This is a genomic window from Streptococcus handemini, from assembly GCF_040984445.1.
In the GTDB taxonomy this organism is placed as follows: Bacteria; Bacillota; Bacilli; order Lactobacillales; family Streptococcaceae; genus Streptococcus; species Streptococcus handemini.
In genome coordinates, this window is sequence record NZ_JBFRYH010000062.1 from 1 (window position 1) to 12,180 (window position 12,180).

Genomic DNA, 12,180 nt, shown 5'->3' on the forward strand with positions numbered 1-12,180 from the left:
TGGTCAAACTGATGGCGGGAAGGCCTTTTTATTTTGCCCTAAACCACTCTACTAGACTATTTTTTTTCAAAATAAAACAGAAAACAAAAAGACAAACCAGACTCTCGACTAGTTTGTCTTCGGTCTAGAAGAAGCCTAAGTGGCTTCTTTTTGAGGTTCATAATAAAGTGGTGGTAGCTTGATACTCTATAAAAATCAAAATCTGACTAGCTTCCACAATTGAGAATTGTGGAAGGCTGGAAATAGAACGAGCGCAGCTCGCCCCGTACAATTGAGAATTGTGGAAGGCTGGAAATAGAACGAGCGCAGCTCGTCTCCACTGACCCACTAGTTCGGACTAATGTTAGCTGAGGGAGTGGGACAAAAATCGTCTTGATTATCGTAAAATAAGCTTCCGCTTAGAATTGCTTCGCTTATGAATACAGGTTCTTAGATTCCGCAATTTAGAGCGAACGAAGTGAGCTTGAAAGGATATTTTCGCCGTAGTGGTATGATTAGTGACAGTGTTGCTGTCACTAATAACGGAATTTTTGAAACCTAGGCTCAAAAATTAGGAATGAAACTCCGAAGGAGGTTGCTTCCGTCCGCACTACTTAAGAAAAGATTAAAAAAAGTTATTTTTGAAGTTAACTGAGTATAACGACATCAGAGTTTGATTTTTGACGAGTATGAAAATATGTTTTGAAACTACATTTATTTATGGTATACTTAATAGTAAGAAGTAAATGTTATATCAAGGAGGCCAAGGACTATGGATATGAAAAAAGTAGTACACATCTTTTCTGCTCTGATTTTCTGGGGGAATCTATGTCTGGTTGTATATGGCATTCTAGACGCAAAAGAAGCTATTCCAGTTTTCTGGGCCTTGACGTGGAGTGTGTTGATGATTTTTTATATGATTTTGGTCGTTACTTACTATGTTCGTGGTTTTAAACATTAACTGAAGCAAAGAGAAAAAGCTTTACAAATCCTTCTTTCTTAGAGACGGTTGTAGAGCTTTTCTTTTTTTATGGAACGGTTATATCACACGCTCCGACCTGCCAAGAGACTGATAGGGAGCGAATAGTCTTGCTCGAGGTTAGCACCTTCGATTTTTTGCACGAGAAGATCCACCATAAGTTTGGCAATATCTGCTAAAGGTTGTTTGATGGTGGTCAGCTGGGGATAGTGTGTCTCGATAAAATAGGTACCGTCATAGCCGATAAGTTTGAGATCTTGGGGAATTGACAAGCCCAAAGATTGGGCGACATTCCAGACCAATATGGCCGTCAAATCCCCTGAAATAAAGATACCGTCTGTTGAGCTTGTTTGGAGAATGGTTCTGATTTCCATTTCCTTGCGCACAGGGGAGAAATCACTTGAAATGTGGTGGATTTCTGCCTTTGGAAAAACACTAGAAAAGCCTGTTTGCCGAAGGCCGGTAGGAGAATTGGAATCATCATTTCCTGTGATCATCAAGGGCTTTGTACACCCTGCTTTTTGGAGTGTTTCGGCAGCCAAGACCCCTCCGCCGTAGTTGTCAGAAGAGACGATTGGGGTAGACGGTGATAAATTGCGGTCAAAGGCAATAATCGGAGCAGATACACGGTCATAGTCTTTGATTCCCAGATTATGGCTACCTGAAATAATGCCGTCTACCTGATTGGCTGTTAGCATTTCTAGGTATTCTCGTTCTTTGGCAGAATCGTGCTGGCTGTTGCAGATAATAGCCTTGTAGCCTCGATTGAAAAGCTCCTTTTCCAGATGAGCAATCAATTCTGCATAAAAAATATTGCTAATATTTGGGAAAATCAAGCCGACCAGCTTGGCGGACTTTCCTTGCAAACTTCGAGCGAGATTGTTGGGTTTGTAGCCCAATTCTCGCATAGCATCGGTCACATTTTTGACCGTTTTGTCGGATAGATAGCCTTTTTTATTGATAACACGGGAGACTGTTGTGGGGCTGACCCCAGCTAGCTTTGCGACATCAGTGAGTTTTGCGACCATAATCTAATGAGTAATAATTTCCGGTTGCCTGACCTGAGAGAATCTTGATGCCAGTTTGATCTTGTCGTGGGAAGACACGTCCAGAAAATACTTTTTCTCCTTTGTTGATGAAAATTTCAAAGACAGATTTGTCGATGAAGATGTTAGCTGTTGTTACTTGGTTGTCAATCTGGCAATGGCGTTCAGTACCAAAATCAAGGGCGAAAGCCTCTCCGCAGTCCTTACGGTCAAGAGATACAGATCCATTTGCAGGATCAATAGATAGTTTCAGACCTTTTGCGTTTCTATCTGCAAAGAGAACCAAGTCAATCTTGCTATTTGCTTCCACTGTCAGTTCCAATTCGTAACAATTGTTTGTTGCTACTTTGGGTGCGAAGGTCTGACTATCTGTACGGAGGCTCCTAATCGCGTCAACTGGATATTGATAGAGCTTGCCGTCTTTAATGGTCAATTCTTTGACAAGGGACAGGCAGCCTTGGTAATCGTAGCGGTCTGTCGGATATTCCACATCTGGTAGGGCAAGCCAGCTAACAGCAAGCGCACGTCCGTCAGGTGCATTAAAGGCTTGGGTTGCATAGCATTCAAAACCGTAATCTAACTGCTCAAGGGGAGCTGGATTGACCATTTTAGCTGTCTCTGGGTCAAATGATTGGGCAATCTTGTAGAGATTTGGGTAGATATTGCCGTAGTCCAGAACGGTTTTATCTAGTCCTTGTGGGCAATAAAGAAGGACAGGTTTTTTATCGATGAAAACAAGATTTGGACATTCCATCATATAGGCAGTCAAGTCATTATCGAAATCTAAATTAGCCACGTATTCCCAGTTGAGGTAGTCGTTGTCCACAGCCTTGTAGAGTTTAATGATTCCTTTTTTGTCCAGATTTTGTCCTCCGACGATGGCATAGTAGTTATCTTTGAAATTGAAAATCTGTGGATCGCGGAAATGGTCTGTTGTGTCATTTGGCTGCTCAATCAAAATCTGATCGATTTTTTGAATCTCTCCCTTTGTGTCCATGAGAGCACCGATTTGGTAGGGGTGGCGAATCCAGTTTTCATCACGAACATTTCCAGTATAAAAAAGAAAGAGCTTGTCGTCAAACTGCATAGCAGATCCCGAATAAGCACCATGGCTGTCGAGTGGTGTGTCAGGGTAGATCATGGTTCCTGTCGGCTCGAAGTGAACCAAGTCCGTTGACTCGGTGTGAACCCATGATTTCAATCCATGGGCTGCCCCAAATGGAAAGTATTGGTAGAAGAGGGTCCATTTTCCATTAAAGTAAGAAAAGCCATTGGGATCATTTAAGAGACCGTGTGGCGTTTCGATATGGAAGTTGGTTCTCCAAGGGGAACTTGCGGTATTCTTGGTAATCTTGTCAATATAGTCTGTCGGCCAATCCGCATAAGCACGGTAGCGTTCTTCAGTTGTGAAGGCCATGTCGTCTCCTTATTTCGTTTTGTACGTATTTGTTCTATTCCTTATAGTAATATAGTAAACGTTTGCTTGTCAAAAAGCAAGGTTTTACCCTTGAAATTGAAAAAATGTCAAAAAATTATGTCAAGCGTTTGACATATTGGTGAAAAATGGTATAATAAGAAGCATAGAAAGGTTGAAAACACTTTCAAAAAAGAAAAATATACTAAAAGGAGATTTTTGCAAGATGAATAATACTGAAATTGCAAAAAATGTCATCGAAGCCTTGGGTGGACGTGAGAATGTCAACAGTGTGGCTCACTGTGCAACTCGTCTACGTGTCATGGTAAAAGATGAAAATAAAATCGACAAAGCGCGTGTCGAAGACATTGAGAAGGTACAAGGCGCTTTCTTTAACTCAGGTCAATACCAAATCATCTTTGGTACTGGTACAGTCAATAAAATCTATGATGAAGTCGTAGCACTTGGTTTGCCAACCTCTTCAAAAGATGAGATGAAAGCAGAGGCTGCTAAACAAGGCAATGCCTTCCAGCGAGCAATTCGTACATTTGGTGACGTCTTTGTGCCAATCATCCCAGCAATCGTAGCAACTGGTTTGTTCATGGGATTCCGCGGCTTGTTGACACAAGAAGCAGTCATGTCCTTCTTTGGTATAGCGGAGTACAATCCTGACTTCATCACCTATACTCAAATCTTGACTGATACAGCCTTCATCGTGCTTCCAGCTCTTGTAGTATGGTCAACCTTCCGTGTATTTGGCGGAAATCAAACTATTGGTATCGTTCTTGGAATGATGCTTATCTCTGGCTCGTTACCAAATGCTTGGGCAGTAGCTTCAGGTGGCGATGTAACACCAATGCAGTTCTTTGGATTTATTCCAGTCGTTGGTTTGCAAGGTTCTGTCCTTCCAGCCTTCATCATCGGTATCGTTGGTGCGAAATTTGAAAAATTCGTACGCAAGTATGTTCCAGAAGTACTTGACCTCTTGGTAACGCCATTTATCACACTTTTAGTTATGTCTATCCTTGGCTTGTTTGTGATTGGTCCAGTCTTCCACGTTGTTGAAAACTACATTTTGGCAGCAACAAACGCTCTACTTGCTTTGCCATTTGGTCTTCCAGGACTCTTGATTGGTGGTTTGCACCAAGTTGTCGTAGTATCAGGTGTTCACCACATCTTCAACTTGCTGGAGTCTCAATTGGTGGCAAATACAGGTGCTAATCCATTTAACGCTATCATCACTGCAGCCATGACAGCACAAGGTGCGGCGACAATTGCAGTTGGTGTGAAAACGAAGAATCCTAAATTGAAAGCTCTTGCTTTCCCAGCAGCTCTTGCAGCTTTCTTGGGAATTACAGAGCCAGCTATCTTCGGTGTCAACTTACGTTTCCGTAAGCCATTCTTCCTTTCATTGATTGCAGGTGCTATTGGTGGAGCGGTTGCTTCTCTTCTTGGACTTGCAGGTACTGCATTTGGAATCACCATTATCCCAGGTACACTTCTTTACGTGAATGGTCAACTCTTCCCTTACCTCTTGATGGTTGCTGTATCATTCGTAGCAGGTTTCACTCTTACTTATATGTTTGGATTTGAAGATGAAGAAGAAGCTCCTGCAAAAACTTCTGAAACAGTAGCGACTGCTGAGTTAGCAAAAGAAGCGACAACAGCTCTTATTAGCGAAGAAACATTGGTTTCACCACTTTCAGGTGACGTAGTTGCTCTTGAAAATGTCAATGATCCTGTCTTCTCATCAGGAGCTATGGGGAAAGGTCTTGCTGTTAAACCGTCTGAAGGTGTTGTGTACGCACCAGCGGATGCAGAAGTTACGATTGCTTTTGAAACGGGTCATGCCTATGGTTTGAAGACTGCAAGTGGTGCGGAAATTCTTATCCACATCGGTATTGATACTGTATCAATGAATGGTGAAGGATTTGAGAAATTAGTTGCAGCAGGTGACAAGGTTACAGCTGGCACACCAATTGCTAAGTTTGATGCAAGCAAAATTGCGGCAGCAGGTCTTGATGATACCACCATGGTCATCGTAACAAATACGGCAGAATTTGCCACTGTTGAAGTTCTTGCAAATGCGACAGTAGCGCACGGCGATGCCTTCCTTAAAATTGCAAAATAATCACAAGAAAAAGGCGTTTCGCCTTTTTCTTACGCTTAAATCTATGATATAATAAACTAGATGAAACTGATTTCAAAAGGAGAGAAAAGATGACAAAATTGTATGGGAGCCTAGAAGCTGGAGGGACCAAATTTGTCTGTGCAGTAGGAGATGAGAATTTCCAAGTGGTTGAAAAGACGCAATTTCCAACCACTACGCCGTATGAAACGATTGAGCGTACAGTTGAATTTTTCAAGCGCTATGAAGACCGCTTGGCAGGGATTGCAATTGGGTCATTTGGGCCAATCGATATTGACCAAAATTCAGCTACCTACGGCTATATCACAACGACTCCGAAACCTCATTGGGCAAATGTGGATTTGTTGGGCTTGATTGCCAAAGAATTTAAGATTCCCTTTTACTTTACGACAGATGTGAACTCGTCTGCATTTGGGGAAGCTCTTGTTCGTAAGGGAGTAACAAGTCTCGTTTATTACACAATTGGTACAGGAATCGGAGCTGGTGCTATCCAAAATGGCGAATTCGTCGGTGGAGTAGGGCATACAGAAGCTGGGCATACCTATGTTGCCTTACACCCCCAGGATGTTGCCAAAGAATTTAATGGTGTTTGCCCTTTCCATAATGGCTGTTTGGAGGGGTTGGCAGCAGGTCCGTCATTGGAGGCTCGTACAGGTATTCGTGGGGAGTTAATTGAGCAGAATGCGGATGTATGGGATGTTCAGGCATATTATATTGCTCAAGCAGCTGTACAGGCGACCTTGATGTATCGTCCGCAAGTCATTGTTTTTGGTGGTGGTGTCATGGGGCAAGAACACATGCTGAAACGTGTGCGTGATAAATTTACTGCTTTGATGAATGGCTATGTACCAACACCAGATGCAACAGAGTATATCGTAACACCAGCGGTAGCTGAAAATGGCTCAGCAACCCTTGGAAACTTTGCCTTAGCCAAACAAGTATCTGAAAAATAAGAACGAAAACGAAGAAGCTGGACTCTTGTCTGGCTTTTTCTCTCTTTTTTTGAGAAATTCTTGAAGGAAATTCGCTTTTTGAAGCCATTTTTGCTATCATAGCAGTAAGAAATAGAAACGAGGGATCATGATGGCAGAACCATTATTTTTACAATCTGTGATGCAGGAAAAAATTTGGGGCGGAACCAAGCTTCGGGATGAATTTGGCTATGAAAGTCCGAGTGACCATGTCGGTGAATATTGGGCGATTTCAGCGCATCCCAATGGCGTATCAACTGTTAAAAACGGTGTCTATACAGGTTGGAAATTAGATGATTTGTATCGTGAGCATCGCGAGCTCTTTGCTAATCGGACAGAAGAAGTCTTTCCTCTTTTGACCAAGATTTTAGATGCCAATGATTGGTTGAGCGTGCAGGTTCATCCCGATGATACTTATGGTTTGGCGCACGAAGGAGAGCTTGGCAAGACCGAATGTTGGTATGTTTTGGCAGCTGATGAAGGGGCTGAAATTATCTATGGCCATAAGGCTCTCTCAAAAGAAGAGCTCCGAGAAAAGATTGACCAGAAAGATTGGGAAGGGTTGCTGCAGAAGGTTCCTGTCAAGGCAGGGGACTTCTTCTATGTGCCAAGTGGTACCATTCACGCCATTGGAAAAGGCATCATGATTTTGGAAACCCAGCAATCAAGTGATACCACCTACCGTGTCTACGATTTTGACCGCAAGGATGATGCTGGCAACCTACGGGAATTGCATTTGGAAAAATCTATTGATGTGACAAGGATTGGAGAGCCAGCAAATAGCCGTCCTGTTACCCTACACGCAGATGATTTACGCTCGACCTTGCTTGTAGCCAACGACTTTTTCAGTGTTTACAAATGGGAGCTGACAGGACAAGTTCACATGCAGCAAACGGCTGATTATTATCTGGTCAGTGTCTTGGCTGGACAAGGGGACCTTGGTATTGATGGCCAAGTATATCCAATTGCCAAAGGGGACCACTTTATCCTGCCAGCAGATGTGACTGAGTGGACCTTAAAGGGGCAAGAATTAGAAATCGTTGCCAGTCATCCATAATGACAAAAAGTATGTTTGAAATAGGACCGATGAGGCAGTTGCTTCATCGGTTTAAACTATCGCTCATTCTTGAAAGTAGTGGGGAAACGTGCTATAATGAAAAGAACACAAAAAATAAGAATCGATACAAGTAAGGAAAACAATGACAAATATTTTAAAAACAATTATTGAAAATGATAAAGGTGAATTAAAAAAATTAGAAAAGATGGCAGATAAGGTCCTTGCTTATGCAGATGACATGGCAGCCTTATCAGATGAGCAACTACAAGCAAAAACAGCAGAATTTAAAGCACGTTACCACAGTGGGGAAAGCCTAGATGACTTGCTCTATGAAGCTTTCGCGGTAGTCCGAGAGGGAGCGAAGCGTGTTCTTGGCCTATTTCCTTATAAAGTGCAGGTAATGGGTGGGATTGTCCTTCACCACGGAGATGTTCCTGAGATGCGTACGGGTGAAGGGAAGACCTTGACAGCGACCATGCCAGTATATCTAAACGCTTTGTCTGGCGAAGGAGTGCACGTTGTCACAGTCAATGAGTACCTGTCAGAACGTGATGCGACAGAGATGGGTGAGCTTTACTCATGGCTTGGTTTGTCTGTTGGAATTAACTTGGCGGCTAAGTCTTCTTTTGAAAAACGGGAAGCTTACAATTGCGATATTACCTACTCAACGAACTCAGAGATTGGTTTTGATTACCTTCGTGATAACATGGTGGTTCGTGCAGAAGATATGGTGCAACGTCCACTTAATTATGCCTTGGTCGATGAGGTTGACTCGATTTTAATTGATGAAGCACGGACACCACTGATTGTATCTGGGCCAACGTCTTCAGAAACAAACCAATTGTATTTCTTGGCGGATAAATTGGTTAAATCCTTGGATAAGGATGATTATATTATTGATGTACCGTCTAAGACGATTGGGCTGTCGGATTCAGGGATTGACAAAGCAGAGAGCTTCTTTAAGTTAGATAATCTGTATGACATTGAAAATGTTGCTTTGACTCACTTTATTGATAATGCGCTACGTGCTAACTATATCATGATTTATGATATCGATTATCTGGTCAATGAAGCCCAAGAAGTCATGATTATTGACCCATTTACAGGCCGGACCATGGAAGGACGTCGGTATTCAGATGGCCTTCACCAAGCGATTGAGACTAAAGAAGGCGTCCCTGTTCAAAATGAATCAAAAACAAGTGCTTCTATCACTTACCAAAATCTCTTCCGTATGTACAAGAAATTATCAGGAATGACGGGTACTGGTAAGACAGAGGAAGAAGAATTCCGTGAAATTTACAATATTCGTGTGATTCCAATCCCAACTAACCGTCCTATTGCTCGTCTTGACCATGAAGATTTGCTTTACCCGAGCTTAGAGTACAAGTTTAATGCTGTTGTGGCAGATGTGAAGGCGCGATACGAAAAAGGACAGCCTGTCCTGGTGGGTACAGTAGCCGTTGAAACATCTGACTACATTTCACAGCGCTTAGTTGCCGCTGGTGTACCGCACGAAGTATTGAATGCAAAAAACCACTACCGCGAAGCGCAAATCATCATGAATGCTGGACAACGCGGTGCGGTGACGATTGCGACCAACATGGCTGGTCGTGGTACGGATATCAAGTTGGGACCTGGTGTGCGTGAACTTGGGGGACTTTGTGTCATTGGTACAGAACGCCATGAGAGCCGCCGAATTGATAATCAGCTTCGTGGGCGTTCAGGCCGTCAAGGAGATCCAGGTGAGTCACAATTCTATCTTTCCCTAGAAGATGATTTGATGAAACGCTTTGGTTCAGAGCGCATCAAGGCCTTCATGGAACGCATGAATTTGACAGAAGAAGAGTCTGTGATTAAGTCAAAAATGTTAACTCGTCAGGTAGAGGGGGCGCAAAAACGTGTTGAAGGGAATAACTACGATTCTCGGAAACAAGTCCTTCAATACGACGATGTCATGCGTGAACAACGCGAGATTATCTACAATCAACGTCATGACGTGATTACAGCTGATCGCGATTTGGCTCCAGAAATCAAGGCGATGATTAAACGGACCATTGAACGTCAAGTGGCAGACCATACTGTAGGAAAACACGACAAAGATTTACAGGCAATCCTGAATTTTGCCCAGCTCAACCTTGTACCAGAAGAATCAATTAGTTTGTCCGACTTAGAAGGCAAATCAGACAAAGAAATCATAACCTACCTCTATGACCGAGCTTTGGAAGTTTATGATAGTCAAGTCGCAAAATTGCGTGATGAAGATCGTGTGAGAGAATTCCAAAAGGTATTGATTCTCCGTGTCGTTGACAATAAGTGGACAGATCATATTGATATGATGGATCAACTTCGTAATGCAGTGAGTCTTCGTGGCTATGCCCAAAACAATCCAGTTGTGGAGTATCAATCAGAAGCTTTTTCAACCTTTAATGATATGGTCGCTTCAATTGAGTACGACGTGACTCGTCTCATGATGAAGGCACAGATTCATGATAATATCGAACGGGAACATGCTACGCAAGAAGCTCGTACAACAGCTACGAAGAATATCATTCCGGCACAGACGGTTGCGACAAGCGAGCAAGTGCATTTTGAGGGAGTTGACCGTAATGCTCCTTGTCCATGTCAGTCGGGCAAAAAATTCAAGAACTGTCATGGTCGCAAGCAAGTAAACTAAGAGAACATGAGGGAGGAGTGAGGTTATCCAGTATTCGAAAGAATATGGGGTTTCCCACTTCTTTTTTGGGAAATGATAATAGGACACGGAATAGATATACAAGAAATAGCTGCTGTGGAAGCAGCGATGAAGAAGCACGAACGATTTGCTAGTAAGGTATTAACAGAAAATGAATTAGCTCGTTTTCGGCAATTAAAACATCGGCGGCAAGTCGAGTATCTAGCAGGTCGTTGGTCTGCGAAAGAGGCCTTTGCTAAGGCACTTGGGACAGGGATTGGGCAAGTCGGTTTTCACGATATTGAAGTGTTAACGGATGAAAAAGGGGCACCCTATGTCGCAAAATCCCCTATTCAAGTCAAGGCTTGGATTAGCATTAGCCACTCTGCTGGGTTTGTACAGGCAAGTGTCATTTTGGAGGAAATAGATGAAAGTAAGCATTCATAGACCAACAACTATTCAGGTTGATTTAGCAGCTATTTCAGATAATCTAGAGCAAGTCAGAAAAGGTTTGCCAAAAGAAACACAAACTTTTGCGGTCGTTAAGGCCAATGCTTACGGTCACGGGGCTGTTGCAGTTGCCAGGCATTTGGAGAAGCAAGTAGACGGCTTTTGTGTGTCCAACATGGACGAAGCCTTGGAACTAAGGCAAGCAGGTATTTCGCAACCAGTATTGATATTAGGAATGATACCTGTAGAGGCTGTGCCACTTGCGATTTCAGAAAAGGTCATGGTGACAGTAGCTAGTCTAGAGTGGATACAGTTACTATTGCAGCAAGGAATTTCCTTACACGGTTTGCAGGTTCATTTGAAGGTAGACACAGGTATGGGACGGATTGGTTTTAGAGATAGTCAGTCCCTCAATCAGGCCACAGATGAGTTGGAGCAACACGATGCCACAATTGAAGGACTATTCACTCATTTTGCGACGGCTGATGAGAAAGATGACCGTCAATTTCAGTTGCAATTGGCTCGATTTAAGGGGATGATTTCAGAAATGAACCGAGTACCAGCTTGTATTCATGCGAGTAATTCAGCCACTAGTATTTGGCATGCGGATACGGTCTTTACGATGGTGCGGCTAGGAAATGTCTTATATGGTCTGAACCCGAGTGGTCATGACTTAGATTTGCCCTACTCTATTCAGCCAGCCTTGCGCTTGATCTCTGAATTGGTTCATGTGAAAGAAGTAGAAGCGGGAGCTAGTATCGGCTATGGTGCGACATATCGTAGTGAACAAAGAGAATACATTGGTACGATTCCAATTGGTTATGCGGATGGTTTTTTCCGTGCTATGCAGGGCTTTTCATTGTTAGTAGAAGGTGAATATTGTCCGGTTGTTGGCCGTGTCTCCATGGATCAAATTACGGTTCGTTTACCGAAAAAGTATCCTTTAGGAACGTCTGTTACGCTGATTGGTCTCAGTGGTGACAGGGCAATAGAGGTACAGGATTGGGCAGATTACCTCAAAACGATTAATTATGAAGTGGTTTGTGGCTTGTCAGATCGCATTCCTCGTTACTATGATTAAAATAGTGCTGCTGTTTGCAAGAAGCAAATAGCAGTTTTTTTGAGTAAGGAGCTGATTTCTTTGCATCTAATACTTATTTAAATTCAAAATCTGAGCGCAATGGTCTTCTCAATGATTTTTTTGGCTATTGTATTAATTAAACAGATATTTCCTTGATAATCATCAATTTATTCAGATTTTGATATTTAATGAGTATAAACATAATCTTGTGCTGCATCATTCGCTGAAATGGGCATGAGTGAAATGTCTTTTTTAGTCGAAAGTTCTAAAATGAAGTTAGCCAGTCAAGGGTATTAAAAAACATCTCAGAGAGATATAATTGTAATCACCACAACAACAATTAGAAAGACTCTGAGATGCAACACTATTATACACCAAAAAGA

9 protein-coding genes are annotated in these 12,180 nt (G+C 42.6%); 7 read left to right on the forward strand and 2 right to left on the reverse strand.

Annotated elements, in window-relative coordinates; genetic code table 11:
- Positions 1 to 751: 751 nt before the first annotated feature.
- Positions 752 to 940 (forward strand): hypothetical protein, encoded by a 189-nt coding sequence (locus ABPH35_RS08880; protein WP_349989360.1) that lies wholly within the window; start codon positions 752 to 754, stop codon positions 938 to 940.
- An 83-nt stretch (positions 941 to 1,023) separates the two neighbouring features.
- Here ABPH35_RS08880 and ABPH35_RS08885 read toward each other — a convergent pair whose 3' ends face one another.
- The gene (locus ABPH35_RS08885; protein WP_349989361.1) at positions 1,024 to 1,986 is read right to left on the reverse strand and encodes a LacI family DNA-binding transcriptional regulator; all 963 of its coding nucleotides are present in this window, start codon (positions 1,984 to 1,986) and stop codon (positions 1,024 to 1,026) included.
- Entirely contained in the window at positions 1,967 to 3,421 is a 1,455-nt protein-coding gene (locus ABPH35_RS08890) for a sucrose-6-phosphate hydrolase (RefSeq protein ID WP_349989362.1), read from the reverse strand. Before ABPH35_RS08890 ends, ABPH35_RS08885 begins: the two co-directional genes overlap by 20 nt.
- A 223-nt stretch (positions 3,422 to 3,644) precedes the next feature.
- Here ABPH35_RS08890 and ABPH35_RS08895 point away from each other — a divergent pair, with 223 nt between their 5' ends.
- From ABPH35_RS08895 to alr, 6 genes are all read left to right on the forward strand, one after another.
- Positions 3,645 to 5,549 carry a sucrose-specific PTS transporter subunit IIBC gene (locus ABPH35_RS08895; RefSeq protein ID WP_349989363.1) on the forward strand — a complete coding sequence of 635 codons (1,905 nt, stop codon included), beginning with the start codon at positions 3,645 to 3,647 and terminating at the stop codon, positions 5,547 to 5,549.
- Between the two features lie 89 nt (positions 5,550 to 5,638).
- Positions 5,639 to 6,520 carry a fructokinase ScrK gene (gene scrK, locus ABPH35_RS08900; RefSeq protein WP_349989364.1) on the forward strand — a complete coding sequence of 294 codons (882 nt, stop codon included), beginning with the start codon at positions 5,639 to 5,641 and terminating at the stop codon, positions 6,518 to 6,520.
- A 130-nt stretch (positions 6,521 to 6,650) separates the two neighbouring features.
- Entirely contained in the window at positions 6,651 to 7,595 is a 945-nt protein-coding gene (gene manA, locus ABPH35_RS08905; RefSeq protein ID WP_349989368.1) for a mannose-6-phosphate isomerase, class I, read from the forward strand.
- 142 nt (positions 7,596 to 7,737) lie between these two features.
- Positions 7,738 to 10,269, forward strand: coding sequence for a preprotein translocase subunit SecA (secA, locus tag ABPH35_RS08910; protein WP_368849754.1), 2,532 nt, complete (start codon positions 7,738 to 7,740; stop codon positions 10,267 to 10,269).
- Between the two features lie 72 nt (positions 10,270 to 10,341).
- On the forward strand, positions 10,342 to 10,713 hold the full coding sequence (gene acpS, locus ABPH35_RS08915; protein WP_349989366.1) for a holo-ACP synthase: 372 nt from the start codon (positions 10,342 to 10,344) through the stop codon (positions 10,711 to 10,713).
- Complete coding sequence (alr, locus tag ABPH35_RS08920) at positions 10,694 to 11,797, forward strand: alanine racemase (RefSeq protein ID WP_349989367.1); 1,104 nt, start codon at positions 10,694 to 10,696, stop codon at positions 11,795 to 11,797. Before acpS ends, alr begins: the two co-directional genes overlap by 20 nt.
- Positions 11,798 to 12,180: the final 383 nt, after the last annotated feature.

What these genes read in the sequence shown, in the direction of transcription:
- ABPH35_RS08880 (WP_349989360.1), top strand. Translation starts at nt 752, where the DNA reads ATGGATATGAAAAAAGTAGTACACATCTTTTCTGCTCTGATTTTCTGG.
- ABPH35_RS08885 (WP_349989361.1), bottom strand. Translation starts at nt 1,986, where the DNA reads ATGGTCGCAAAACTCACTGATGTCGCAAAGCTAGCTGGGGTCAGCCCC.
- ABPH35_RS08890 (WP_349989362.1), bottom strand. Translation starts at nt 3,421, where the DNA reads ATGGCCTTCACAACTGAAGAACGCTACCGTGCTTATGCGGATTGGCCG.
- ABPH35_RS08895 (WP_349989363.1), top strand. Translation starts at nt 3,645, where the DNA reads ATGAATAATACTGAAATTGCAAAAAATGTCATCGAAGCCTTGGGTGGA.
- scrK (WP_349989364.1), top strand. Translation starts at nt 5,639, where the DNA reads ATGACAAAATTGTATGGGAGCCTAGAAGCTGGAGGGACCAAATTTGTC.
- manA (WP_349989368.1), top strand. Translation starts at nt 6,651, where the DNA reads ATGGCAGAACCATTATTTTTACAATCTGTGATGCAGGAAAAAATTTGG.
- secA (WP_368849754.1), top strand. Translation starts at nt 7,738, where the DNA reads ATGACAAATATTTTAAAAACAATTATTGAAAATGATAAAGGTGAATTA.
- acpS (WP_349989366.1), top strand. Translation starts at nt 10,342, where the DNA reads ATGATAATAGGACACGGAATAGATATACAAGAAATAGCTGCTGTGGAA.
- alr (WP_349989367.1), top strand. Translation starts at nt 10,694, where the DNA reads ATGAAAGTAAGCATTCATAGACCAACAACTATTCAGGTTGATTTAGCA.